Raw genomic sequence first — 26733 nt, 5'->3', positions numbered from 1 at the left:
AGGGATACGATTCTTCAGATGTTCCATCTGTCCCACGCAATTCTCAACTCACTCTTGAACTTCGAACGCAGTCTCTGTACGATTGAGAAAACAACTAAAGAAAAGAGATGATCTTATGGTTGGACGAAATGATCCATGTCCGTGTGGCAGCGGCAAAAAATATAAGAAATGTTGCGGCAAAGAACAAGTGGTGGATTTGCAGGAAATAATCAGTCTAGAGCTGGAAAAGATTATGGAAGGCTTTTCTGAAGAAGGCTTAGAGTCCGCTAATTATTTCGAAGTCGAACAGCGCACCCACCACTGGCAGAAAGCTTTATCTGAGGTATTCGATAAAGACATAATAGAAGCGACCGCGTATGAATCTTATATTTTCCATGACCGAGTAGACATTTGGAGAAAATATATCGCTCGGCAAAAAAAGCACCAGAAACGCCAGCGCATCATAGACATCCTAACATCGTGGGAAGAGCCGTTTTACCTGCTTGCAGAAATCCAAAAAGTTGAAGGCGAAAATTTCGTCATTCGTGACGTATTAACGAGTGACACCTACCAGTTCCCGGGATCAACGCAAGGCCAACTGGGTGATTGGCTGTTTGGACTCGTCATCCGAAACCCTTTGGACACTGAAAAGGAGCTACAGCCGACTTCTGGCATCCTCTTTATCCCGTCGCATCAGACAGCCGTAGTAGAAAGTATTAAATCTAAGCTGGAAAACGGTGTCCATGATTCACTGGAGCTATATAAAGTCTTTGCTGAACAAGCCCAATTGCCTGAACTGCCCGCATTTGGAGCAGATGTACTAGCTCTAGTCGAAAGCTTCTTGAAAAGACATCAGTTAAAAAACGAACTCCCTAGGAATATGGCTTACTCTTTCCTTACCGAAGTTCCGCTCAATGCTCGTAAACCAGAAGGCGTCGCTGCTGGCATTTTGCAGGCAATTAACATCTTTGGCTTTTTCGGGAATCTATACGTCACGCAAAAAACCCTTGCCGAGTATTTCGATACTTCCGTTGCTTCCTTAACAAAATACCGTGATCTCATGGAAAATTACTTGATGGAGCGAATAAAAGAAATGCCGGAATATATGAAAAATCCCGATTCTGATCCAAGTTTTGATCCCGATATGGATTTTGATCTGGACATGTCTATGCCGCAAATGCTAACGACAATGGGGACCGATCCACGAATTACCGAAAGCGGCATGTGGCAGATGGTCATGCGGACGCAACATTCAGGTGCCGAATCCGAGATTGACCTGAACCAGATTATTCAACAATCGATGAATTCTACATACACGCCAGCAGATGATGCTGAAGCTGCGCAGCTTATGAGCTATCAGGCTTATGACGCCCTCACTGAAAAAGAACGCCGAAAACTCGCAAAGCAAGCCTTTAAACTGGATTCTGAAAATACAGATGCCAATTTGCTGATGGCTGAAATCACGCCAGATCCTGCTGAGAAACAAAAATATTACTTGAAGGCGATCCAATCAGGGCAGCAAAAGTCAGAACTTGAACCAGACGCTGACATAACTTGGGATTTCGTGCTGCATCGCCCACTCCTGCGCGCTTTATTTGCCTATGGCGCTTGGCTAATGGAACAGAAAAAATATGCTGAGTCGATCCAACCGTTGGAAACGCTGTTAGAACTAAATCCAAGTGATCAGCAAGGTGCCAGGTGGCTGCTTGCGAGCGCTTATATCCGCGCCGGAAAATGGGTGGAAGCAGAAGACTTCATGATCGAATTCCCACCGGAAGAATACGGAGCTATTGATTTTTACTTTGATTCCATAATGGATATGCACGATGGCACGCTCGAAGGCAGTGAATTGAAAGAACTCAATATGGAAGCGGTCATCTGGAACACCGATGTTCTTGACCTTATCAAAGATGGCAAAAATCCGGGTGAATTTCCTCGTTCGCTGTCTCTTGAAGGCGGCAACGAAGACGAAGCAAAACTCATCTACTGGCTGATTTACGGCATGCCAGGAATTAAGAATTTTGTTTGATGTAACTAAATCTTGTGAAAAAATCAAAGTAAAAGCCCGTCAAGAGAGAGTCTACTCTTTTCTCTTGACGGGCTTTTGATTTCGCTTCCCAGTGGCGCGATTTTCTTGTTTAGAATTATCTCTCACTTAGGAGTCGACTTTCAATTTCAGTATTCATTCATGAGCTTCAGTAATCTCTCGCATTAAGTCAATCCAGTCTTCCCGTTTAAAATTATAATAGGCTAACTCGATCTTTCTTAAAACCAGGTGGAGACTGTCAAATTTTTCATCAGAGCGGAACCTCCACCAGCTTTTCACGGTAGGCGCCTTCGTACCAGGCGGATAATAAGTCAACGTTTCTTCAGGGTTTATAATTTTTTCCAACTTCTCAATATCCAAGTAACCATGCGGAAAATCGATATAAAGACCAAGTGATGCTTTATGAGGTTTGATCGTTCCAATTTTATGTGTGGATTCCGCATCCTCTTTTTCGAGTGAGTCACTCCAAAGAACCGGTTTATCAATTGTGATTACAAGCTGATCGTCTACATTCGTTTCAACTTTACAATGAGAGAGCCCCTCAAACACTTCGAGTATTTCTTTCAATTTTTGTTCTACTAATCCGTCCATTCTGCCACTCCTTTAAATTTACTTGCTTATACTATCGATACATATGATAGTTCTATTCTGTCGATTGGATCGTCAGAATTCTGTAAATTTTTTTCTTTTTCTGGCACCCCAACTTTACTGGCAGCTCAGGTCACTTTTCAGGGACGCAATTTTAACGCCTAAAAATCAAGCTGATTGATTCCAATCATGCTCAGCACAAATAGAGTTGCGGCTGTTAAGAAATACAGTAAGAATTTTTCTCGTTGTGCAGCTTTCTTTTCTATAAGAATGTACAAATTGAAGGTCAATACAATACAACAAAATGCCGCTAAAATATATCCATCTTAATCCCTTCCCTATTTTACATACTTTTAATTGCAGTAGCTATTTCTCTCACTTTATTATTGTCATTCCGCTTCTCTGGGAGTCCGAGGAAATAAATGCAATACACAAAGTTTCGTTAAGTTTCCCAGGGAGCGGCACAATTCCTGGGCAATTTATAATCCTGAATAATCCGGAATAGCTGTAGCTGAAAATGTTGATTTTATAGACGTCCTCACATATGAAATATAAATTGTAGTGTATAATCAAAATCGTTTAGAGTTGTTTCTTTCCATGGGAAGCGATTTTTAAAATCCACATCAATTACCGCAACAGCCTCTTGAGCAAAGGCAAAGCCGGCAAAGTCTACGGCGGCATGCGCTTGCCGTGGATCGAAACCGACATAGGCGATAATTTCGCGCCGCTGCACTCAGTCGATTGGCAAATTCATATATACGGCAAAGCGCAGCCCGAGCTCATCGACTTTGCCCGCTCGCAGTCGCTCCAGCTCCATGAGTTTGCCTGGGAAGCAAGAATGCAAGACGCAGGATTCAAGCAAGATGCGCTGTACCTGATCCGACCGGATGGGCATGTGGCGCTTGCGACTGAAAAACAATGGCTGCGTGTGTTGAAAATGTATTTAGAGGCTTATGGGATTGTGGCTTTCGGAGCGGAGTGAGGTAGAATTAGTAAAGACTTTACTTAGCTTGTATTCTCTCAGGGACCCTACAAACTGTTGTTGACAGAAAACAACGGATTGGATAAGATAATTTCAAACGAATAACCGTAAAGTTAGAAATAATAGCCACATACCATGAATAACTTGAGCAGGCAGTTAATAATGACCTTATTGACTGAGTGAACAAGTCGAAAAAAGTATGGACTAAGATTGCGATAAGACGGGATATTTCTACCCTGCTGATTTAGTGGGAATAGAAATATGCCGTTTTTTGATAAGGAGAGATAGACGATGGATTATGCGAAATGGACAAAAGGTTCACTGGAAGCGGAGATCAGTAAGACATTGACTCAGTGGGAAAAGGATTACTTGGGCAGAGGGTCTGTCTCTGTAAAAACCGATATTCTGCGGGATATGCTGATCATTTCATTAAACGGTATTTTAACACCCGCCGAATATAAATTATGCGATACGAAAGAAGGCTTGTTATCGGTCAAACGCATCCGCTCCGATTTGCTGGAATCCGGCCGGGACTATTTAGGAACGGTGATCGGCGAATTAACAGGAGAACACGTCACCGGTTTCCATACCGACATCAGCACACGAACAGGTGAACGGATCATGGTATTCCGTTTGTCGGGCAATTTGCAGGAAAAATTATCATAAGATTTCTGGGAGATGTCAGCACAGTGTAAACTAGGCTGCACGTAAACCGGCATAATTCAGCACTCTTGATGACTTTCATCAACGGCTACTGGGTATGCCGGTTTTTTAAATGCAATCATTCACTAAACAATCGAGCTTAAAGGAGAAGTGTCCAGCATGTATGAGATTATCGTCCAAAATTTACTGTCCCCTGTTGTCCTGTTTTTCGTATTAGGTGTTTTCGCAGCTTTGGTTAAATCGGACTTAAAATTCCCTGCGGGGTTAACTGAAGCGTTGAGCATTTATTTGTTGGTCGCCATCGGCATCAAAGGGGGAATGCAGCTTTCCCAGTATGAAATCTCCGCCGTTATCAAGCCTATATTAGGCGCTTTATTTTTAGGGGTACTCATTCCGATTCTAATATTGATCGCCCTGCGCTTCACAAAGCTCGATTTACATAATTCGATTGGATTGGCCGCAACATATGGTTCTGTCAGCATCGTCACTTATGGTGCCGCCATCTCGTTTCTCGAAAAGAAAGGAATCGCTTATGAAGGGTTCATGAATGTACTGGTCGTGTTAATGGAAAGCCCCGCCATTCTCGTTTCCTTGCTGTTGCTGCGGCTTGCCGAAAAGTCCGATTTCAGTCAGGAAGGGATACTGATGAACAAAAAAGAAAAGGCCCAGATTCTCGGGTTCGCCCATGCCGGTTTGTTGGATAAGGAAGTACTGCGCGACAGCTTGTTCGGAAAAAGCATCCTCCTCCTATTGGGAAGTTTACTCATCGGCTGGGTGGTCGGGCAAAACGCCGAATCTCTCATCAAACCATTATTCATCGATCTATACGGAAGCATCCTCATCCTCTTCTTATTGAATATGGGATTGATCGCAGGTGAACGCCTTCCTGAGGTCACGAAACACGGATGGAAAATCCTGTTATTCGGCCTTTGTGTCCCGATCATAGCGGGAAGTATCGGCGTCCTGGTCGGAAGCTGGGTCGGCCTGTCACTCGGCGGGGTCATGCTGATGGGTGTCCTGGCAGGAAGCGCTTCCTACATCGCAGCTCCTGCCGCCCTGCGCTCTTCTGTTCCGGATGCGAACCCGTCAATCTATCTCGGCATGTCCCTCGGCATCACATTTCCCTTCAACTTAATTGCAGGGATCCCGCTTTACTTCGCCTTAGCGCAATTCATCCAGTAAAAGCAAAGAAAGGCCCTGTCGCATGCGATCTTTTAGAGTTATTTCTCACACAAGGGCGAAATTTAAATTCATATATACGGCAAAGCGCAGCCAGAGCTCATCGACTTTGCCCACTCACAGTCGCTCCAGCTCCATGAGTTTGCCTGGGAAGCTAGAATGCAAAGCGAATATATTTGGAGGCTTTTGGAGTGGAGTGAGGTTGAAATAGTAAAGGAGGCTAGAGGAATAAACCCGTGATGGGATTATTCCTCTAGCCTCCTTGCACTATAAACTACCTTCTTCTATACCACTTCTTCAACCGGCGCATTAGCGGCAGTTTCAGCGGCTCGATTTTTACATCGCGCGCGCGAATCACTGTCTCGCTCATCGGGGAATCGAACAATGTATGAAGTTCAAAGCCATCTTCCGTTTTGTAAATTTCATCGTACAACCACCATGCACCTTTGAAATCAGTCGGAACGTTTGAATAGGTAACCCCTTCAAAAGTAAATCGGACATCAGTGAAATAATGGAAACCTCCACTGCAGTCGAGCGTCAGGACCAACTGATCTTCAGATGGTCTTTCAACAGAAAGGACGACCGCATCGTGCAGGCCATTCTCCACCAGCTCGACTGCTGTTGGTGGGAGCTCCGCTTTGATCGATTCGAAATGCTGCTTGTACCGTTCACTAAGCTCTTCCATCCGCCGCTCATAATCCCGCTCCCATCGATTGACGAGCATGCGCAGTTCTGGCGCCGGGTATTCGGTCACCAGCGTGCCGTCGTGGATATACGGAAGAAACGTCTCCGGTAAGTAGCGCAGCAAACTTTCCCGCATATCGTCCAGATTGCGCAAGTTCAGTTCTCGCAAATCCTCTCCTTCCTTGCGGTAATATTCCAATTCTTCTTCCCAGTCCTCTTCTGACTCGTGCAATGCGAGAAAGCCGGAAACCTGCATTTCGTCATACCAATCCTTCGTGAAGTACTTCATCTATTGGGCCTCCTTACTGTTTCGCTTCTTTTAGAGCGACACAATTCCCAAACAATTTATACATTTCATCTATTACCATTTTTACTATGTCTAACTCGGACATTTGTTTATCTTCTATACGAACCTCATCTAAAATAAGTAGTTTCCCACCTTGATATTCAACTAATTGATTCTCTTCTATAATACTGGTCATAAATTGTAGATTTCCACTTAATTGAATCTTCTTCATCGATCAACTCAAACCCTTCAAACAGTTTAAAAATATATCCTCGAGCCTCACAAATCAGTTCATCATCTTCTTTTTCTTCGTTGTATTCGTACAAAAAAATAATACACTGTACTGTTATTCAGCCATTGGCGGAAATATTTTCACATCTAAACTAGCCATTAATTCCGCTTCCCAGGGAACCATACAATTCCGAAACAATTTATGTTAATGAATAAAAAGAAATAACCACAACCGGAATGTTGATTTATCCGGCGTAGCTTTGCATATAGTATAAATTGTAGTGTATTGTCAAAATCGTTTAGAATTGTTTCTTTCCCAGGGGCGCGAATTTCTAATTGACAAACGGAAGTTTATAATAATATTCTTGTTCCCCGTCCACCGCGAACTCAAAGCTGAGGTCAATCATCTCTGCTGTGTTGCCCATTCCCTCATAGGCTCGAAAGCGCAGCTTTTTCCAATCATGCATCAATCCTGGAAGTTTCACATCCAGTTGTTCCGATTTGGCACACACCGGATTGCTTTCTCAAATTCACCCGCATCCAGCGTCTGTAGAACTTGCGCTTTACGGATTTCGGGATAGCGGTGATGCTTCATACAGAAAGATTCGACCGCTTGCTGATCGCCAGCCTGCTGCAAAATTGCCAGCTGGTACATGCGGAACCGCTCTTCTGTGTATGAATACGACTTATTTTGCATTTACTTACTGCCAATTATTTTTTCAATAAAACCAGAAAACTTGTTTGCGAAATCGCCTGTTTCATTCCATTGCAGGACGGATTCTAGTAAACCATCCGCTGCGTCTGTAATGTCTTGTTTCAAACTAAATAAGATGTGTGGATACAGCAGTTCGAGCATGTTATCCACAGTCGACTCGTCCAGCTGTTTTGGCCACTTTGCCAGTGTTTTGTCAATTTTCGCTAGGCTTTCATTAATCGCCGAACTGATATCTGCCCCCGAATCATCCGCCATTTGCATGATTTCACTGCATTCCTCAATGACAATCAAACTGAGGCGAATGATTTTCTCAGCATTTTGCTCTGGCTTCAAGCTATCTATATATTCTTGAACTTCCTTCGCCCCTTCAATCGCCTGATCTGTCCGATCCCATTCGATAAACCCTCTACGGCTCGCACGGTTAGCCGACTTCTGAATAATCCAGCGCGTCGTTTGTTCGTCCGTACCGTCCGTTTTCGAAAATTTCTCCGTTAAGTAAAGTTCTACTGTTGGCTGCTTCTGTACCAACTCTTCTAAGATTTCTAGCAACTCCACTTTTTTCAGCACTTTTAATTGGGCCAGCACATCCACGCTAGCTGAACTATTTTCTTTTTTGATTTCACGGATCGCCAAACACACCGCTACCTCATGTTTGCACAGCGAATCCGTTTCAAACGGACAATTACAGGATGTCGACACAATCGTCTCATCCCCAGTCAACTTGATCGTTACGTCATAATCCCGGGTTCCCGCCACAATCGCATGCCAGCGATTCGGTGCATCTTCCGCCAGTTGCTCCACAAAATCTCGCTCAAAATAATCCAAGCCGCGTTTGTAAAGCACTGCCGGCACATAGGTTTTCAAATTGTGTAAGTTCATGAGAATTCCCCCTGAGTCGATTATAACCTGCATGGCTTTTTGGGTGAACAAAATCTCTGATTTCATTTCTCATGGAAAGACATATTCACAGAGACTTTTTTTGCTTCATGATATAATTGATACAATAAGTAAAGGGGTGGTATTAGTGAACTTGAACTCACGTCCAGAACGTCAAAAGAGAGTTCGTTTTGCAGTTGGAATAGCTGCAATTGATGGCGGAAAACCAACCGCCTTTACACAAAATCTGCTGAAGCAATATGAAAACGGCGAATTAACAGAAAGCCAATTTAAGAAAGCCATCTTCGATAAATACACGAAGGTGTCTCAATAGTTGAATGGATCCTTACGTATATCCACAAACCAACATATTAATAAATAAATTAGGCATTCAAAATGAACAGGAATTAATCACTATTGAGGCTCAGTTCTTAATTGCTGGAATTATAGATATACATTCTATTGCGGACCAAATTGACTTCTGTGATTTCACTAGTATTCAAAAAATCCACCGCTACCTTTTTCAAAGCCTTTATGTATGGTCTGGAGAATTTCGAACTATAAATATTTTTAAAAGCGAACGTATTTTAGGCGGACTATCAATTATTTATAGCAATAAGGATCAAATTCAACACGATCTTACTCATGTTTTCAAATGGGCAAACAAAATTGATTGGACTTCGTCAAACACTCAATTAGCTAGTAATTTCGTTAAATTCATGACTGATCTTTGGCGAATCCACCCCTTTAGAGAGGGAAATACTCGGACAGTTTCGATTTTCATAAAATTATTCGCAGACTATAATAGCATTGAATTTAATGAACAATTACTATCTCAAAATGCAGCCTATTTAAGAAATGCACTAGTGCTCGCTGCGGTTGAGGAAGCTCCTGAAATAGAACATTTAGACAAGATCATAACAGATGCTTTAGGCTTCACACGATCGCATTCTTCTATTCTTGATAACTCAACTTCTGAAAAATATCAATCAATTCGAGATTATGATGTATCAACCTATGAAGAAAAACCTTTTACTATGGATTCTGATATAGATAAAACGGATAAATAATTTTAATGCGAACCTGCCCACCTTTCCTCTTATGGAAAGGTGGGCAGGTTTATTGCACGTGCGCTGTGTTTTTCGTCCTTCTTCATTGTTACTTGTATGCAAAAGACTGATTTTTGCTACAATGGAGGAAAACCTCAAAGGAGATCTCACATGCTACAAATCAACAATACCCCACATTACGCCGGCGTTACTGTTGCCGGTGACTACCAGGATCTTGACGAATTATACGAAGCGCTGCATCTGATTGTCGGTGAAGAAGGTGAACTGCCTACTTACGATTCTGTCCGGCTTCGGGTTCTCGGCGTCTGTTACGATATCCGTCACTCGCTGATGGGCGACCGCGGCGCAATAACTGTGCCGAATGGATTTGATAGGGAACGGTCTCGCTATATGCCAATCATCGGTCCTGACACCAATATCTATTTGACCTTCGAAGTCATGTGGCCGGAATTATTATTCGTTTCCTTTTCTCTCAATGATTTTATTGAACTCTATGAAAAGCGAAGCAACACACATCCCTGGGACCCGACCATTATTGCCGTCCGTAAATTCCAGGGAGCCGTTGCCCGTTGCCTGCAAGAAACCTTATCCGAATCAAAATATGGCCATCTCAAAAAGTATATCCGCCCTTATAAGAATTATACGTATGGTCTCTACAACAACTATGCGACTCAATACGTCGATCACTTGAATATCAAGTTTTTGAAAATGAAACCGGAAAGACGCCTGGCCAACATCAGCATTATGGCAAAACGTCTCGGTGAACTGGACTATAACTATACAGAAGCAAGAACAGGTATCATGGATGCGGCCCGCGACTTGAATGTGCCTGAATCGGAAATCCGATTTAACGAGGAATACCCCGAAGACTTCGAATGGTGAGAGATTAATGATTTCGCTTTCCAGAGATCGACACAATTATTTCCAGCAGTTCCCAGATCGCCCCTGTGTAGCGCACAATTTCCACACAATTTATACAGCTGAATAAAATGAAAAAACCACACCCGCAACGTGGAAGCAGCAGGTGTGGCAGTGTATATGATATAAATTGTAGTGTATTGTCAAAATCGTTTAGAATTGTTTCTTACACAGGGGCGCGATTTACTATAACCCCAATTGCTATTAATCATATCGATAATACTTTCATAATCGCCCTCTTCTTCCTTGAACATACTTCAACCTGAATTATTCACGCTTGGTCGCTCATCCGGGAATTTAGCTGAAATTCACTGATTGTCGAAATTTTTTAAGGCATATTTCCTCTTTTTCATTTCATCTACGTGAAATTCTGCATCGACTCATTTAAAAAGAGCGTTTTTGGGCAGACGACTCCCTTGGCAGAGATCCAAATTTCAAAAAAGGAGTAATGAGAAGCTATTCGATTTTCAGCTGTTGAATCCGGGCGAGGATTTTCCAAAAGAAGTCTTGGTAGACAAAACTGGAAGACAATTTGAAGTAAAGGGACCGTCCTGACTTCACCAGCTTACTGGCCACTTTTACCAGTCGTGTCCGGATGGTCTGGATCTGCATCTTCTTTTGCACTTCCGGAAACGTTAATGTGCGCAGCCAATTCACTAAATTATAAGCCAACAGGCTTAGCATCATTTTCGCTTCGTTCACTTGGTAGGAATGGCTGTTCATTCGATCAAATCCAAACCCATTTTTAGCTTCTTTGATGTAATTTTCCATGGTTCCTCTTTTTTGATAGGTGCGGACAATGGCTTCCGGGGAGAACACGTCCGTGAAATTCGTCACAAAAAATGTATGGGTAAAGAACAATTCACCCGCAGGCCGTGCGGACTGGATGACGACTTTCCGGGGCTTATCCCATTTTTTCGCCTGATAGGTTGTTTCTGAAACATGATATTCGGTCTTTGTGCTGTCAGATGGTGTCGAAGATGGATGGTATTCCTCCGCAAGGCATTGCAGGATGGCATTGGATTTGAGCCGGATGACGTAATAGACCGATTCCTTTTCACATAGTTCATACAAAGCCGGAACGGCAAACCCACTGTCCCCGCGGATGAACGGCGTCGTCTCAGGAAACTGTTCATTATAATGTTCAATCAGCGGCCGGATGAAATCCACGACTCCGTTGGATGTGTAGACATTGCCGGGGCGCAGCTGGGCTTTCAAGAAATCACCGGTGATCCCGTCAAAAGCGACCAACGGATGGAAACCGACCGTCCCGTAATGGGCATTGTACGCCGCATCGCACTGGTTGCCGTAGGTATCGGCATGTGTCGAGTCCAGATCGAAGATGATCGCTTCAGCTTTCCGGTGCCGATGCACTTTATCGAGCAGTTCCTGGTTGGCTTGTTGTAATTGAATCATCGCTTCCGGATTAAAACGTGGCCAAAAACGAGATAGACTGGGTTGGGAAGCTAACGCTCCTTGTCCGAGAACTTGAGTGAAAATCGGATCGTCCGTCAGGTGGTCCGCAGCATCATCTTCCGCATAACCCGCTATTATCTGGTAGATTTTCTGGCCGAATAATTTTTCGTTCGAATGGATCCAATGAGAACGAGTATCTTTCAAATGAAGATGCTTCGCCACGGTTTGCGAAAAGCCAAGCTTTACGTCGAATTCCTTGAACAGGAACGCGCCGGTATCTGAGGAAAGTGAACCTCCATCATTTGATAATTTGATCTGACGATTGAAATCAAGGGATATTTGCGGTAATGTAGCCATAAGAAGAATCCTTTCTGTTGGTTATTTTGTGGTGATTTAACCTTAGCAGAAACGGATTCTTTTTTCATTTTTTTCATGCATAAGCAAAGGCCCCAAAAGCCGATGAACTCGGGTTTTGGGGCCTTTATCAATAAATCGGTGAATAATTCAGGTTCAATATAGTTTTCCTTATAAAGTTTAAATTGATTAGATCTTCACCTGGACAAATGCTACTTTTGAGAAAACAAAACCCATTTATTGAAGATGAACTATTCCAGTCTTATTGCCCCAAAAATCATTTTGTATATATAATTGTAAATTTTCAAGATCAGCTGGAACATCAAAGACAATGTTGCCACTCAACGCAACTCCAGGATTGATTTCAGTATAGAAGAAATCATAATCCTTATTTGCATATATCCCTGCAGATCCACTCGCTTCATAAGTACGTTCGCCTGATACAAGTTGAAACTGATCGCTATCCACTTTGATAGCCTCATTTTGTTCATTCTGCACTGTTAAATTAATGATAGTGAACTGAGATATTGCGTCTTTTCCATATTCTCCACCTACATTTTTGGCACTTGTAACTTCATTAATTACATAGTGTACATCATCGATTACAATTGCATCTCCAATTCCGATAACGTCCTCGATAGGTTCTTCTTTTTCATCAGTTGTTCCTTCACTAATTTTTTCTTTATCTTCTGTTTCCTCTATTATCTCTTCAGCTACTTCCTTTTCAGGTTCCTCAACTTTCCCTTGCGTTTCAGCTGCTTCTATAGGAGTTTCTTGTGTAGCATTAGATGTCTCAGTAGGTATTGAAAGAGCACCAAAAAAGCTAATGAAACCTAACACAATAACAATAATTGGATTTTTCACTGGCTTCTCACGAACTAAATATATAATTAACATTATGACTCCAACTAATATTGCCAAAAAACCAAATACCCCGTACAAAGCACCTTTAGGAAAATTGCTTAGGTTAATAAACAAGAACCCTATGACTGCAATGATTGTTCCAACTTTCTTGGGAATATCAGAAAAAATAGATGCTATAAATAATATTAATCCTGTCAGCAAACCTAAGAAGCCGACCAACCCTATTAAAGTACTCATCTTCTGCTCCTCCTTTTTTGTTGAATTACAAATCACCTTAAATTAAAACTTAATACCTAAACAGTATACGTTAACAAAGATATATTGCCTACATATTTTATAAATATTATATTAAATCTCTCTTCAAAAGAGTACTTTAAACTAAAAAAAGCCTAATTTTTTCTGACTTTTCCTCACTCGGCCAGCCCCATCCACAAACCAGTCGCTAATTCACTTCCCTGTGGTCAAGCCCCTCTTTTTTAGACACCAGCTAATTATGTATCAGCTTGCTATTTTTTCCATTTTCAAATAAGCGGCTAGCGTTAAATAAGCCAGTCTTTTTTGACTGCGTTCTTCGTTAAAATAAGCAATGAATTTTGGCAGGTCTTCGATCACCTGACCGGCTTAATCGACCGGGAATAAATGCGGGAACTCTGTTTTTAAATGCGAGAAGAAACTCTCGATTACGGCATTATCCCAACAGTTCGCTTTTCGGGACATGCTTGGGATAAACCCGAGTTCTTTTGCTAACCGGTGATGCCGCATAGAAGAATAAATTTTGTTTCCCAGGGAGCGGAACAATTTCCAAACAATTTATACTCCTGAATAATCACGAATAGTTGTAGTTAGAAATACTAGCTTTATAGACTTCCTCATGTATGGAATATAAATTGTAGTGTATAATCAGAATCGTTCAGAATTGTTTCTTTCCCTGGGACGCGATTTAACGGCCCATTTCCTGCGAAATATTCAGCTTTACCTCTTGCAAAAATGGGGAGATGCCCGGAAGGAATTCGAACGAATTCCTGGATTTACCACTCAAGGGAGAAAGAGCAACATTGGCTACCCTAAAAAGGCACGGGATTACGGAGCAGATTACGCCATCGTCAATCCGCTCAGCAGAAAACCGGTAACTAAATAGTCAAAAAAAAGGGAATCGACTCGTTTTGGGCGAAGCACTCCTTTTTTTTGATTTTTTCAAACTGTCATTAGTAAAAAAATCACTTACTGGAAAGTTCTTGCTTATGCACAACGCTAATGGTATCACACAATTCCCACACAATTTATATGAATGAATAATATAAAAAAACCACACTCGCAATGTAGATGCAGCGGGTGTGACAATGTATAGGATATAAATTGTCGTGTATAGTCAAAATCGTTTAGAATTGTTTCTTTCCCAGGGGCGCGGTTTCAACGTCCCTCTTCGCAAAAACGAAGCTCAACGGATGAAGAACGAAGAAAAAAGATGGTCTCGAATCCAACAGGTACAATCTCTAATTGAAGAAGGATATTCCAAAGCTGTCATTTAACGTAAACTTCAAATCTCAAGTGGAACGGTTTACGCCGATCTTCGACAAACAAAAAAGCCAAACCATGAACGAGCTTCTCCTTTCAAACAATTTCATTCACTCATTCGCTCCTTAGTGCAAGAAGAGCAGACAGTGAAACAAATTGAAACTGCTTGTCGGGCAGAAGGATACTGTGGATCTCTTGGTACCTTAAATAACTTAGTCGCCGAAGAAAGACGTCAAGCCCGACAAAGCAAACCGGCGATGCTCTCTATCCGCCAGAAAGTTATCCGTGTAATCTGGGATTTCGAAAAAGGGAATCATCGGGGACGGGTTCACAAGCTGCATCCGAATTTACTAGAGACGTTCCCACAACTGATGAAGCTCGATGAGCTGGTTCACTCATTTCGAGAATTATTTAATAAAAAAAAGGCTGAAAACCTGATGGACTGGATAGCGACTTACAAACAAGTTGATTTCTCTTTTGTCCAATCATTTATCCAGGGAGTCATCCAGGATTTAAGTGCAGTAAAATTAAGCATTGAAGAACCGTGGAGCAATGGGCCGGTAGAAGGACAAGTCAACCGATTAAAAACCATCAAACGTATGATGTACGGGCGAGCCGGTTTTCAGGTGTTAAAAAACCGGGTTCTTTATCAATGGTAATTATCGAAAGATAATGATATCTTCTTCAAAGATATTCGCCAAAGCAATTCACCAAAAGAGCGTGAGAACCGACTTTCTATGCCTAAATTATAATTAAAAGTGGCAAAAGCTTCTAATAATCTCCTCATTATGTTTCTACTGGAGCGGAAAATCCTTTCGCAGACACTCGATGAATTCCTGTCTGAGTATACGTTCGACGATTCGGAGAGGCTCTACAAAGAGTACACCCGCCTAGAGAAGACGCAACCGCCGGAGCCCATAACCCTGACGGTTGCCGAAGCGTATATGCTGAAGTGCGACCTGAAGATGTTGGGGGAGTACAGACGGGAATTGCTTGACGACGGACTCCCAGACCACGGTCTCACTGACCGAGAAAAGCGACTTCCTTACCCGTCTGGAGCTATTCCTCGGACGCGACGATTAGTCAATGCCCACAGCCGCAAATAAATCAGTATTTTTGGTAGACTTATGGTATAGTTACCATGAATATCTGAAAATTCTGATTGCAAAGGTTAGGCAATGAAGAAGACGTTCAGTTTCATGTCAATTTTCGTACTGCTTCTATTCAGTTTCATCTCTACAAACCAGGTGTCTGCAGAATCCTTGGAGACGTTGGACGAGACAGTGATGATCGACGGGAAAAGCTACACCGCTACACAGACAGTGAAGGGACCGGTGGTAAAGACGATACTCACCGGAGCGGAAGGAACGATCGAACTGGTACGGGTGGCGGATGAGTTCACGTCTTTGGACACGGACTTCATGAGCAAGAAGGAAGAAGCGCAGAACCTGGCGGCTGTCAACAAAATCAGTGTAGATGTCTCGGAGTCGGCGTATGTTGAAAACGGCAACACCTACACCACCAGCAGCATCTACAATACCTGGAGATACGGTACGTGGAAGAACTACAAAATCACCGCTGAAGGGAAGATTAGTACGGTCATCCTCACCACATTGATTCTGTCCTATATCCCGTATGTCGGGAAGATCGCGGGCGCAATGGCGGGAATCTTCCTCACTTATAAGCTGAAGGTTGGCTACTTCTCAGCGAAGAAGGACACCATGTTATTATCCGGCAATTACATCAAACAGAAGCAGCACTTGAAACTGTTCAAGCAATCGAACTACACGCAACTGCTTTCGTACAAATCGGCCGAACGGACGGACCATATGGCCGATTAGTCCAAAGTTTAAGGGGGTTGAGCTATGTTTTCAACACATCCGAAATTAGTCATTGCCACTTACGTCGCATTGACGGTCAGTATGCTTCTGCTGTTGTTCCTGTTTCCGAACAACGAGTACAAGATTTGGCTGGCCATCCTGATTCCGTTCATCGTCTGGCTCCCATTCGATATACTCTGGTTGAGACGCAGACGAGAACAGAAACGCAATTCAACAACAAACTAGTATAATAAAAATAGACAGCCGGTAATGAATTGACCCAAAAAAGTTAGACAAAAATTTAAGCAGCTTGTCGCGCATGAGTCCGGTATTCAACCGGACTCATGTTTTTTAATTTGGACTTCATTCGTTTCTGGTTGTAATACAACATATAGGCATCCAGTTCCTGGAGGTAAGCTTCGTTTCCCAGGGAGCGAAACAATTCCCAAACAATTTATACTCCTGAATAATCAAGAATCGTTGTAGTTAGAAATATTGGCTTTATAGACTTCCTCATGTATGGAATATAAATTGTAGTGTATAATCAGAATTTTTTAGAATTGTTTCTTTCCCTGGGACGCGATTCACTAACAAATAAAAATAAATCTCTAACATTTTCATCCGTATAGTTTTCAAATTGCATTAAAATTTTATTAACTATTTTCTCTGAGATATCATCATAATAATTCTCTATAGTTGTTCCTTGAAGTTTCAGCTCTTCAAACACCTTCTTTATATTTGTTTCTGCTGGCGCTATATAAGTAGTTCCTTCGCTGTACATAGGAGCATCTGAAAGTCCTAATTTTTGAAATATACCCATTCTTTCTCCGTAGGTTATCGCTGCTTTATGCATAAGATCAATAATTGGCTCTATTTCATAGGGTATCTTATTTTCTTGCAACTTATTCACAGTTAGCAAAAATATTAAAGCACCTGCAGGTTCTATAAACTTCAGATTTGAAAACGAAAACACCAATTCTTCTTCAGCTTCATAATAATATTTTTGTTGAATATCTTCAGTCATCTTCAACATATTTTTATATTTCATTTCTCTAATACCAATCAACTAAATCACTCCTACCAATAGTATGTAAATTGATTTTTCTGAAATAGTAGTGTAAAATAAAAAGAACATATGTTCCTTTTTATTAATATTTTAATAGAAAAGAGGTGATTTTATGACTAAGAAACCAACAAAAAAACAGCTCTCTGCTGCGGGAACAAAACTTGCAAGTAACTCTTCATCAAAGAAAAAGTTAAAGAAAGCAGGGTCAACATTGGGAAAAGGTTAATTCTGTTTTTACACCACAATCGAATATAAGCTTCAATTGTGGTGATTTTTAAATTTTGTTTCCATATAAAGTTTTTAAACAAACATCCCCTGCATAAACCCTTTCTTCTGCTCTTCCAGAGCCATCAACTTCTCTTTTTCTTTAACAATTTTATTTTCTAAGGCTTTCAAATAGCCTACTATTTTTCCCTGTTTTTTTATTGTCGGAATTTTAAAGGATAATTCTGAAACTGAATTCCAGTCAGCGCGAGGCATTTTTGATCCTATAGATTTATTTCCTGTTTCTAGGAACTCTGTCCCTTGTATAAAGAAAGAAATAAATTCATTAATTAGTCTGGAATCCTTCGAACTTAAAACCCATATTTCAGTTGACCGCTTCCTTGCACAATGTTTTCTAACTCAATACGCGGGAAATTTATTGTTTCTTTTTTTAGATTAATTTTATCACGCGTGTTGATTAACCAGAATCATCCAAATCAATACAAAAAGAGACACCTTTCTTGTAGACTGTAAGTGCGAACCAACAACTACAGGAAGAGGTGTCCCTTATGAAACAGAATACCCTATTCCCCAATTTGATTCAAAAGTTTATTACGAATGAAGAGGTGGCCACGCTCACGGAGCTGATTGGCTATGAAGATACCGCCCGAAAGCTCACTGTCGGCAAGTTGATTGAATACCTGGTGACCGCAGCGGCGTCCGAATGGAAGGGCTATCGTCATTGCGGCGACGTCGGAACTTCCGCGGGGCTGGTCGATGTCGACCACTCGACGATCTCCAAAAAGATGAAGGAACTCGACTACCAGTTGATGAAAAAAGCCTTCGCCTTGGTCGTCGGTAAATGCAACCGGGCGACAAGGCGCGCACTCAAAATTCCAAACCGGCTTCTACTGGTAGATTCCACAACGATTACCGTAGGGAAGAGCCGGCTCCCTTGGGCGCTTTATCACGGCGAACGGTCGGGCATCAAGCTTCATGTCAGCTATACACCCGAAACCAATATGCCGTTAGACGTAGTTGAAACTACAGGTCTCGTACACGATGGACCGGTTGGTGAACGCTTGGCCGACCGCCGGTTTATCCTGGTACAGGACCGGGCATATTTCAATATCAAACGCATTGACCGGTTCGTATCGGATTACCAGGATTTTGTCATCCGGGTGAAAGAAAATGTCGAACTGTCGACCGTCAAATCGCTGCAGCGCCTGCCAGAGGAAGAGTCCAATGTCACCCGTGACTTCACCTGCCGGCTTGGAACGCCTCAATCGCGCTCAACGAAACGGCACCGCATGGTCTTTTTCACGGATCATAAAGGGCATGAGATTCGGGTCGTCACCAATCTTCTTAACCTGTCAGCTGAGGCCATCGCCCGAATCTACAAAGCACGTTGGGGCATCGAATCTTTCTTCCGCTGGATCAAGCAGAACTTGAACGTGCCGAAGTTATTTGGCCAAACGCCCAATGCCGTTTATAATCAACTGTTTGCGGCGTTGATCGCGTATGTATTGATCCAGTGGCTGTATCAAAAGACGAAATTGGCCATCCGGCTGCCTGCTTTGTCGCTTGTGGCCTTTCAGCGCACGCTGTTGACCGGTACATTGCCGCTGATTTGGCTGGATGCCCTGACGACATTTCTGCACGAGTACTTTGCCCTCAGCAGGAGTAGTCTGTCATTTATTGGTTAATCAACACGCGTGTAATTTTATAGATTTATTGGCGACCACTTTTCTGAAAAGATTTCCTTGCACTTCCAAACTCCCCATCCTTAAACCAGCACTAGATAAAGGAGTATAACAGATTCTCCGATAACTATTTTATAAAAGGCCTAGGAATCTCAAAATAATTCAGATATATCTATTTCTCCTAAACCTGATTTTAAAAGAGTAATTTTAAAAATCTAATTTACCCGGTACTTGATTTGTTGAGCATGATTTAGCATAGAAATTAAACTTATTCTTCGCATCAGCTAAAGTCCCCAAAGCATAATATCCCTCTTTAGAGCGCCCTATACTTCCTATCAAAGGGGATGATAAAAATTGGAGCATCTCAGATATTTCAATTAATAGTGGAGGAGAATCAAAGTCCTTGTTAGATCTTAACGTTCGATAAATATCTTTATCATGAAGAAGTCCCTCTGTTACTGGATCTAAACTTTCTTCTATTAAACAGCCCATAATAGCTTGCAATAATATTCCAGACCTTCGAATTTCCCGACGATCTTCTTCTAAAACACTTACACTAACTTTTCCTCTTTGCGAAAATATTTTTTTGTATGAATTAACCTGTAGCGGTATTTCATTGTGAAGCTTTATTAAAGTTTCCAAAGCCTCAATATCTATCAAAGCAACTTTATGTTCTATCGCTCTCTTAATTAATCGCTCTCCTTGAAACGAAAATCCTATCACTGCTATAAAATTTGCTCCATGAATTTTTCTATGGTCTTTCAAAGTATCGAAATTAATAAGCCCTTCTGTCACTGATCCTGATTGTGTAGATTTTGCATCAACAGTTACACTAAATGAATATTTTGGAATACTAGGCGATTGGATTAAAACATCTGTCTTCCCAGAGCCCCCATGTCTTATCACATTAAATCCTAATATTGAGAGTGTGGCCGCTATAGCTTTTTCAAACCTTATCGGATTAGAGGATTCTTTAGAAGCTAATCGAAGCTCTGTTAAATAGTCATTGACTGTTAAATCTTCTTTTACAATATCCACTTCTTTTAGTGGTCCATTTACTAATGTGAAATTTTGCCTTTGCTGGGTTACAACTTTTCCAAGAACGTTTTTTCCTCTTCGTGTTAAACAATACTTCCCTGGTGTTTCTTCTTGCACAAGTAAAGCGAGCTGCATAATATTGATTCTTTTTCTAATTTCATCTATCCTTTCAGTTTCAAAACCGTAGGATACTTTAGCAATTACAGCAAGTTCTTTAAAAGACAAACTTTCCTTTTCAAGTTCCTCCAATAATTCAAATATAAATAGTACATTAACATGCAAACAGTAAATCAAATCTAATGGTGATTTATTGATTAACCAATTCTTCGCTAAATCTGTAGCTTGATATGCATTTCTCGATGTTCGTTCCAAAAAGTTTATATTTGTCATAGTTGTAGCAAATGCATTAGCCGACGACACCGCAATATTATAAGTCTCCTGTGAATAATTCAGAAAAGCTTCCTTGTTAACAGTTGAGTATATCAACTGAATATATCCATCAAATGTTTCGCAAATTTCTGGAATACTTCCCGGAATGTACCCCACTGAAGACTTTCGAATTATAGGCTCTTCCGGTTCTATTTGAATTAAATTTTCTGCCCAACTAGAAACAGGTACCTCAACTTCATTACTTGTTATGTCACCAATGACTTCAATATCTTCAGGCTTTACATAACTGATATTTTCGATAAACTTTTTTCCTTCATCAGTTAAATAATAGGTATTTTTAAAATCATTAAAACTCACTAAACCGAACTGCCTAACCCAAGTTAATCTACTTCCTACTTCTGCTTTAGTATCCCAATTCAATTTGTAATCTTTATTGGCTATATTAAGCAGTTCAAGAGAAGTTAGGGGAGTCTCAAGCTCCACTAATAATTCACTGGTAAATCTAATATTGGCACAGAACACAGCCATTAAATATAAATCGTCTTCAGACTCCAGAAACTTTCGTCCTTCTTCTGAAATTTTCCACACTCTGTCTTCTTTGTAGATTAATCCTACCGGTCTTAACCATGTACATAAATGTTCAAGAGTCGCATGACTATTGCTACCTGAGAACTTCATTTTAGTACTATAAGGAACTTTCTCTGTTATAGCTTTTAAAATTTCCCTTAAAATTGCAGACTGTCCTATATCACCTCTTGGAATCTTAGGCATTGAAAAAACTTTGGCATTCCACTCTCTATGTCTTGGATATTCGATAGGATTAATTATTAACATTATGATCAGCCTCAGACTTTCCAATAAACTTATCCAAATAGGTTTAATTACTGAATGAATTTAGTATATTCTTTGTTAATCCTTTTTCTAGGTCCTTGTCTACACAATAAACATAACAACCCTTCATCCCCCGCGTCATCAACGTCTTATACGTATTCCTCACCAACTGATCAAGCAGATCAACCTCATACTTACCCTTAGGCTTCGCCGGTCTGGCGCCTTTATCTTTGAAGTTCTCTCGCTTTACTTCAATGGATTGGGTTTCTGGATTATAGGTTAGATCATTGCCGATGATGACACCGACGTATTCCATTTCCAGTCCTTGGACGGTGTGGATGCAGCCGATTTGTTCGGAACCTTCCGGATGGATGGCCCAGTCGATACGGGCGGGATCGTTCCATGGCATAGCAAAGTCATGGACCTCGACCACAACATCTTTCGACAGCTCTCCATCCACTCTTTTGGTGTTCCATTCCCATGCGTAGCCGGCGAGCAGCCGGCCGCCTTTTTCTTTGACTACTTTCTCGTAAAGCTCGTGCGGAGAATCAACGACTTGGAAGTCGAAGTCTCCGTCCAACTGGATGTCCTGCTTGCGGTCGTAAAGGACGTTGTCGAGCCACTCCAGGTAATTTCCAGAACCGGCGCAGCGAAACTGCGAGTCGAGTTCGACAACATGGACGGTGGAGTTCTGCTTTTCGGCTTCTTCTTTCAATAGGTTGAAGCGGCCGATGTCTTTATTGGAGATGACCTGCTCATCGTCGATAAAGAAGACGCTGACTCTGCTGGAGCGGATGATTTGAGTGGCCTGGTTTTCGCCTTCGATTTTGCGTTTCATATGCCCTTGGTTTTTCAGTCGATGCGCTTCGTCACAGACTAAGACGTCGTAGTAGTTTTCAGGCGTTTCTACATACGACGCGGAACCTTTGAAAAGGCTTCGGATTTCCACAAAGCCGCTCCGGCCGATCAGTTTCTTTCGCAGGATTTCACGGAACGATTGGTTTGGTGTGATGTACTCGATGGTCGCTTCTTCGCCTAACAGGAAATTCATCAAGTTTAAGCCGATAACTGATTTACCCGTCCCCGGCCCACCTTTGATAAGGATGGTGTGCTTTTGGTCTATTTCTAGATCCATGTCGTTATATATTGACAGCACTTTCTCGTAAGCAACTTTTTGTTCGTCGAGAAGTATGAATTCCTCGTTTCCTTCGAATAAAGAATTGACGGCTTCAACTAGTTTTTTAGAAGGACGGATTCTTCCTTCTTCGATTTTCCGAGCAATTTCTGTGCCTTTCCCTTCTGAGACGGCATCATTGATTCGCTTCCGCAGCAATAAATCATCAAACTGAAAATAGATTGGTGACTGTTCGACATAACTCGTATAGCGTTCATTGAGTAAAGGCTCTGCTAGTTTGTTCGGGATGTAATTGTGTAAATACGCACACGAGCTTACGCTGATGGATGTATCTTCGTATAGGGCTTCGTTAAAGTTTTCGAGATAGCGCTTGTAGGATAGCGACTGATAGGACGGATGAACGGTTTCGCGTTCCCGGCCGCCCAAGAAGGTTCTGACGATGCCGTCTCCTTCTGCTAGCTGTGATTTCTGCCACTGCTTGAGTTCTACAATGACTGCATTTTGCTTGCCGCTCTTGTCTTCTCCAGTAATCAAGAAATCAATACGCTTTTCAGTTGAAGGCAGCTTGTATTCCAGTAGTACATGAGTGCCTTCTTTTAAATCGGCATCACGTAAAATCTTCGCCATTTGCGGTAAAGAGTTTGTCCACGAACGGATTTCACTGGCAGACACCGAATGGTTCATCTTCTCCTGCACTTTTTCAAGAAGCACCGATTCGATGCGGTCTTCTAGAACGTGGTTGATGAATTTTGAAGAGCTTTCGTTGTAGATGATCATGGAGGTGCTCCTCTCTTCTATATATGTAAAATCCTGTATGGTGTTTATTTTTAGTTTAGCATTATTTTACTAGTTCAGCATTAACTTTTTGCAACATTATTGCAATTTATGTCACTTATTTATCTTATTGCAAATTCCTTATAAAAACCCCAAACAAGAAATTCTTGCTTGGGGTTAAAAGTTTACTTTTACCTACTTATTTACTTCGATTGTATGGGACAAATTTTCTCTAACTGCCTCAAAATTGTTAGGCTTCCACTCCGAGAACGGCAAAATCCACAAACAACTTATATTCTTGAATAAACAATTAGGTAGAGCAAAAAGCATCGATTTTATAGTCCTATCAATCTATATCTAATAAATTGCAGTATATAGTCAGTCACTCGAGTCGCATAAACAATTTTAATGCAAAGAAAAAGCAGACCCATTTGGATCCGCATAAGTTTACTATTCAAAATTTACTTGCTTGAAAAAATACGAAAAGCATATAGCTACATCTTTAATAATGAAATCTTGCTTGAGCAACTTTAACTGAATCATTTTCAACTTTATAAACCAGGCGGTGCTCTTGCGTAATCTGCCTAGACCAATATCGGGTCCAGTCATGTTTCAGTGGCTCCGGTTTATCAAGACCGGTGAATGGATGACGCTCGATTTCTTTTATTAATTTGTTAATTTTTTTAATAATTTTTTTATCGGTATCTTGCCAGTAAAGGTAATCTTCCTACGCCTGATCAGACCATACTTTTAGCATCTGTATCATCCTCGAGTAACTCGCGAACCGTTCCCTCGTCATTCTCCAGCCGGGTAATCGCTTTATTCAATCTGTCTCTATTCCCTTTAGTAGAAATCAAATGAGCTGTTTCTCGATAGGAATTCAATTCATCTTCAGAGATTAATACGGCATTTTCACCTGACTTTAGCGTAATGATAACTTCCGTGTTAGCCTCTGTAACATCTTCAAGAACACTAAAAAGATTTTTTCTAAGATTAGTCGGAGTTGTTGCAGTAATTGCTGACATATTCATCATCTCCTTTGATGTACTTTATAGCGTACATATCATTTGAAGTAAAGATGTCGTGTCAACACTTAAAGTCGGCTTTCAACTGGAATTTACTAACTACCGCAACGTTTTATTAAAGGAACACCCTTCACTTATCAAACTTCGACAAGATCCAGAAGAGAACAACAAATGCTCAAAAACTTAATCGTGCTCCTATTACTTTTCATCGTGCTGCTTTTATTTGGTTGTATCTCTAGACATACTTCGAATGCGCAGATGAGTAAAACATCGTCATGAAAGGATGAACACCAGCGCTTGAATATATGATCCACCTTTTTATCACAAAAACAAAAGAGATGCCAAGGCATCTCTGAGTTTAAACAATATGACGTCTTTTTAAGGTTTCTTTAGCTAACCAATTGATTCCTTTATGAGCAATGGAAGAATTAGTTAAATCTACTTTCGCTAAGACATCTTCCGTAATTTTTCTTGCTTCATCCGGATTAACCTTACCCTTTGAAAAGTATATTAGAGCCATTGCAAAGTCTTGGTAGATTAATGTATCGGCCTTGGATTTTGTCGTATCGCTCGTTTTAATCATCGAGGTTCAACTCCTTTTTCGTCTCAGCCATATAAACTTTTGTTATTTTCAGTTTATCACAAATTGCTTGTTTATGAATGCTAAGCGAGCATCTGCAGAACTTTGAGGGAACCTTTATTTGATTTAGAATACAAATTCAATACTGAGCCCCCCCTTTTATCTATTCTTCCCCGAATTGTAGAAAAACAAAACGACTTTTTTCATCCTATGTTTTTTTTGGTAAAAGCCTATTAAACCGCTAATTCTATCGGTATAATGAATGTAATCTAGACATCCTGAGTAAAACATCGTCATGAAAGGAGGAACACCAATGACTGAAGATCAATTCTTTAACGACGTACAAAAAAATTTAAATCAGGCGGTTGACCACGCTAAAGGAAAACCTTCAAAAGCCAGAACCAAAACAGTCGAAGTAAAAGAACTAGCTAGCTTTACAGCCGATGATGTTAAGGCACTCCGGTTACAGATGCAATTAACTCAAAGATCTTTTGCTGCGCTCATGGGCGTATCGATTAAATTCATTGAATCGTGGGAGCGAGGCATAAACCATCCAAGTGGCTCTGCTTCTCGCCTTTTGGAAATTTTAAAAAACGAACCTCAACTAGCTGAAAAACAGGGAATTATTTCTGTTTAGTTGTTTCTTGATATAGTTAATAATTCAAAAGACCGTTATCCAAATTTCAGATAACGGTCTTTTGACGCTGTTATTAAAGCCCCAATACATTGACAGCATTCGTAGCATCTGCCTTACTGTGCCCTTCAAATTCCAATTGTTCAATCAAACCGGATCTTGAAAAAGAAGTGTATGCAATATAATCTTCCGCTGCTAATAAAGCCTGTTCGCTCCAGTCCACACTGATTTTACCAACTGCGTTCGTTGAATCTCCATTACTAAATCCTTCAAATTCCAATTGTTCGACGAGGCCACTTTTCGAAAATGGTGTATACGAGATATAATCTTCAGCCGATTTTACTGCCTGCTCACTCCAATTTACGTTAATCTTTTCTACAGCAAATGTGGCATCAGCGTTACTAAACCCTTCGAATACCAATTGCTCGATAAGTCCGCTTTTTGAAAAGGCAGTATAAGAGATATAATCTTCGGCCATTCCAACTGCTTGTTGCTGTGAAGCAGATCCAGCATTTTCTGCTGCTTGACGTTCTGCTGCTTCAGCTTCAGCTTTCGCCTTTGCTTCGGCCTTTGCTTTTTCCTCCTCTTCAGCCTTTGCTTTTTCCTCTGCTTCAGCCTTTGCTTTCGCTTCTGCTTCAGCTTTTGCTTTTTCTTCTGCTTCAGCCTTTGCCTTTTCCTCTACCTCTGCTTTTGCTTTTTCCTCTGCCTCAGCCTTTGCCTTTTCCTCTACCTCTGCTTTTGCTTTTTCCTCTGCCTCAGCCTTTGCCTTCTCTTCTGCTTCAGCTTTTGCTTTTTCTTCTGCTTCAGCTTTTTCTGTCTCTGCAGCATCGACTTCTGCCACTTCAAGCACAGGTTTATCTACTTTTAGCGTCTCTTGACTACAGCCACTCAGAAGAACAATGAGTCCAGCAGCCGATAGCACTTTTTTGCTTTTCCACACAAGCACTCGCCCCTTTCAAATAGTGAAAATTTGATTTTGATTGTTTTTAATCTCGGTTATTGTTTTAACTTGTTATAAGTAATCACTTCAGTAAACCGATAATTTAATAGTCTCCATATTCATATTAATAGGTCTTTTTATTCTACCTATCTGTTTCATTTGAACTATACCATACTTAATTTAACACAATATTCAGCTATTTGATATAGTATCTAGTTAATTAGTT

The 26733-nt window shown here is 41.1% G+C and carries 27 protein-coding genes and 2 pseudogenes; 13 read left to right on the top strand and 16 right to left on the bottom strand.

The features are described 5' to 3' along the window. Positions 1-115: 115 nt before the first annotated feature. Complete coding sequence (locus tag BBH88_RS03755) at positions 116-2008, top strand: SEC-C metal-binding domain-containing protein (RefSeq protein WP_065537246.1); 1893 nt, start codon at positions 116-118, stop codon at positions 2006-2008. A gap of 153 nt (positions 2009-2161) precedes the next feature. Here the strand turns inward: BBH88_RS03755 and BBH88_RS03750 are convergent, their stop codons facing one another. After that, the gene (locus BBH88_RS03750) at positions 2162-2617 is read right to left on the bottom strand and encodes a hypothetical protein (protein WP_006830649.1); all 456 of its coding nucleotides are present in this window, start codon (positions 2615-2617) and stop codon (positions 2162-2164) included. A 682-nt stretch (positions 2618-3299) separates the two neighbouring features. Here BBH88_RS03750 and BBH88_RS03745 point away from each other — a divergent pair. The 3 genes from BBH88_RS03745 (at position 3300) to BBH88_RS03735 (ending at position 5441) form a co-directional block, all read left to right on the top strand. Continuing rightward, positions 3300-3596 (top strand): hypothetical protein, encoded by a 297-nt coding sequence (locus tag BBH88_RS03745; RefSeq protein WP_169823198.1) that lies wholly within the window; start codon positions 3300-3302, stop codon positions 3594-3596. Between the two features lie 291 nt (positions 3597-3887). Then, positions 3888-4262, top strand: a complete 375-nt coding sequence (locus tag BBH88_RS03740) for a Na-translocating system protein MpsC family protein (protein ID WP_065537248.1) — start codon at positions 3888-3890, stop codon at positions 4260-4262. Positions 4263-4418: 156 nt separating this feature from the next. Beyond that, positions 4419-5441 (top strand): sodium-dependent bicarbonate transport family permease, encoded by a 1023-nt coding sequence (locus BBH88_RS03735; RefSeq protein WP_065537249.1) that lies wholly within the window; start codon positions 4419-4421, stop codon positions 5439-5441. A gap of 271 nt (positions 5442-5712) precedes the next feature. On the opposite strand, the gene BBH88_RS03730 is transcribed toward BBH88_RS03735, so the two are convergent. From BBH88_RS03730 to BBH88_RS03720, 4 genes are all read right to left on the bottom strand, one after another. Then, positions 5713-6411 (bottom strand): DUF4085 family protein, encoded by a 699-nt coding sequence (locus BBH88_RS03730; RefSeq protein WP_065537250.1) that lies wholly within the window; start codon positions 6409-6411, stop codon positions 5713-5715. Positions 6412-6424: 13 nt separating this feature from the next. After that, positions 6425-6640, bottom strand: coding sequence for a hypothetical protein (locus BBH88_RS03725; protein WP_065537251.1), 216 nt, complete (start codon positions 6638-6640; stop codon positions 6425-6427). Positions 6641-7120: 480 nt separating this feature from the next. Then, positions 7121-7336 (bottom strand): hypothetical protein, encoded by a 216-nt coding sequence (locus tag BBH88_RS19115; RefSeq protein ID WP_154669122.1) that lies wholly within the window; start codon positions 7334-7336, stop codon positions 7121-7123. Beyond that, positions 7337-8233, bottom strand: a complete 897-nt coding sequence (locus BBH88_RS03720) for an SWIM zinc finger family protein (RefSeq protein WP_065537252.1) — start codon at positions 8231-8233, stop codon at positions 7337-7339. Between the two features lie 145 nt (positions 8234-8378). Here BBH88_RS03720 and BBH88_RS03715 point away from each other — a divergent pair, with 145 nt between their 5' ends. From BBH88_RS03715 to BBH88_RS03705, 3 genes are all read left to right on the top strand, one after another. Continuing rightward, entirely contained in the window at positions 8379-8564 is a 186-nt protein-coding gene (locus tag BBH88_RS03715) for an antitoxin VbhA family protein (protein WP_006831612.1), read from the top strand. 4 nt (positions 8565-8568) lie between these two features. Further along, complete coding sequence (locus BBH88_RS03710) at positions 8569-9300, top strand: Fic/DOC family protein (protein WP_065537253.1); 732 nt, start codon at positions 8569-8571, stop codon at positions 9298-9300. Positions 9301-9450: 150 nt separating this feature from the next. Beyond that, complete coding sequence (locus BBH88_RS03705; protein ID WP_065537254.1) at positions 9451-10182, top strand: DUF6904 family protein; 732 nt, start codon at positions 9451-9453, stop codon at positions 10180-10182. A 492-nt stretch (positions 10183-10674) separates the two neighbouring features. On the opposite strand, the gene BBH88_RS03700 is transcribed toward BBH88_RS03705, so the two are convergent. Beyond that, positions 10675-11991, bottom strand: a complete 1317-nt coding sequence (locus BBH88_RS03700; protein WP_065537255.1) for an IS1380 family transposase — start codon at positions 11989-11991, stop codon at positions 10675-10677. 234 nt (positions 11992-12225) lie between these two features. After that, entirely contained in the window at positions 12226-13089 is an 864-nt protein-coding gene (locus BBH88_RS03695; RefSeq protein ID WP_065537256.1) for a DUF4352 domain-containing protein, read from the bottom strand. Positions 13090-13744: 655 nt separating this feature from the next. Between BBH88_RS03695 and BBH88_RS03690 the strand changes: the two genes are divergently transcribed. The 4 genes from BBH88_RS03690 to BBH88_RS03670 all read left to right on the top strand — a co-directional run bounded on the left by BBH88_RS03690 (position 13745) and on the right by BBH88_RS03670 (position 16433). Further along, complete coding sequence (locus tag BBH88_RS03690) at positions 13745-13990, top strand: hypothetical protein (protein ID WP_065537257.1); 246 nt, start codon at positions 13745-13747, stop codon at positions 13988-13990. Between the two features lie 505 nt (positions 13991-14495). After that, on the top strand, positions 14496-15026 hold the full coding sequence (locus BBH88_RS03685) for a transposase (RefSeq protein WP_407946494.1): 531 nt from the start codon (positions 14496-14498) through the stop codon (positions 15024-15026). Positions 15027-15638: 612 nt separating this feature from the next. Continuing rightward, the gene (locus tag BBH88_RS03675) at positions 15639-16208 is read left to right on the top strand and encodes a hypothetical protein (protein ID WP_154669120.1); all 570 of its coding nucleotides are present in this window, start codon (positions 15639-15641) and stop codon (positions 16206-16208) included. Positions 16209-16232: 24 nt separating this feature from the next. Beyond that, a complete protein-coding gene (locus BBH88_RS03670; protein WP_065537260.1) occupies positions 16233-16433 on the top strand; it encodes a hypothetical protein in 201 nt (66 codons plus the stop codon). A gap of 55 nt (positions 16434-16488) precedes the next feature. Here BBH88_RS03670 and BBH88_RS19110 read toward each other — a convergent pair. The 3 genes and pseudogenes from BBH88_RS19110 to BBH88_RS18750 form a co-directional block, all read right to left on the bottom strand. Continuing rightward, positions 16489-16608, bottom strand: a pseudogene (locus BBH88_RS19110) (IS3 family transposase); the annotation flags it as partial. Positions 16609-16731: 123 nt separating this feature from the next. Continuing rightward, on the bottom strand, positions 16732-17253 hold the full coding sequence (locus BBH88_RS03665; RefSeq protein WP_065537261.1) for a hypothetical protein: 522 nt from the start codon (positions 17251-17253) through the stop codon (positions 16732-16734). A gap of 300 nt (positions 17254-17553) precedes the next feature. Then, entirely contained in the window at positions 17554-17841 is a 288-nt protein-coding gene (locus BBH88_RS18750; RefSeq protein WP_083387742.1) for a restriction endonuclease subunit S, read from the bottom strand. Between the two features lie 185 nt (positions 17842-18026). Here BBH88_RS18750 and BBH88_RS03655 point away from each other — a divergent pair, with 185 nt between their 5' ends. Further along, complete coding sequence (locus tag BBH88_RS03655) at positions 18027-19163, top strand: IS4 family transposase (protein ID WP_065537263.1); 1137 nt, start codon at positions 18027-18029, stop codon at positions 19161-19163. A gap of 204 nt (positions 19164-19367) precedes the next feature. Here BBH88_RS03655 and BBH88_RS03650 read toward each other — a convergent pair whose 3' ends face one another. The 5 genes and pseudogenes from BBH88_RS03650 to BBH88_RS03635 form a co-directional block, all read right to left on the bottom strand. Beyond that, positions 19368-21422, bottom strand: coding sequence for a hypothetical protein (locus BBH88_RS03650; protein ID WP_065537264.1), 2055 nt, complete (start codon positions 21420-21422; stop codon positions 19368-19370). A 43-nt stretch (positions 21423-21465) separates the two neighbouring features. Beyond that, the gene (locus BBH88_RS03645) at positions 21466-23331 is read right to left on the bottom strand and encodes a DUF2075 domain-containing protein (RefSeq protein WP_065537265.1); all 1866 of its coding nucleotides are present in this window, start codon (positions 23329-23331) and stop codon (positions 21466-21468) included. Between the two features lie 499 nt (positions 23332-23830). Next, positions 23831-24043: pseudogene (locus tag BBH88_RS18745) on the bottom strand (Txe/YoeB family addiction module toxin); the annotation flags it as partial. 22 nt (positions 24044-24065) lie between these two features. Continuing rightward, positions 24066-24353, bottom strand: coding sequence for a type II toxin-antitoxin system Phd/YefM family antitoxin (locus BBH88_RS03640; protein ID WP_065537266.1), 288 nt, complete (start codon positions 24351-24353; stop codon positions 24066-24068). Positions 24354-24711: 358 nt separating this feature from the next. After that, positions 24712-24936: a hypothetical protein gene (locus BBH88_RS03635; protein WP_065537267.1), complete on the bottom strand. Its 225-nt coding sequence runs from the start codon at positions 24934-24936 to the stop codon at positions 24712-24714. 310 nt (positions 24937-25246) lie between these two features. Between BBH88_RS03635 and BBH88_RS03630 the strand changes: the two genes are divergently transcribed. Next, positions 25247-25570, top strand: coding sequence for a helix-turn-helix domain-containing protein (locus BBH88_RS03630; protein ID WP_065537268.1), 324 nt, complete (start codon positions 25247-25249; stop codon positions 25568-25570). 73 nt (positions 25571-25643) lie between these two features. Here BBH88_RS03630 and tolA read toward each other — a convergent pair whose 3' ends face one another. Next, on the bottom strand, positions 25644-26507 hold the full coding sequence (tolA, locus tag BBH88_RS03625; protein ID WP_083387740.1) for a cell envelope integrity protein TolA: 864 nt from the start codon (positions 26505-26507) through the stop codon (positions 25644-25646). Between the last annotated feature and the right edge of the window lie 226 nt (positions 26508-26733).

This window comes from Planococcus antarcticus DSM 14505 (genome assembly GCF_001687565.2).
Lineage (GTDB): Bacteria > Bacillota > Bacilli > Bacillales_A > Planococcaceae > Planococcus > Planococcus antarcticus.
Note: the sequence above shows the minus strand (reverse complement) of the source record. Positions and strands in the feature narration are given on the sequence as shown.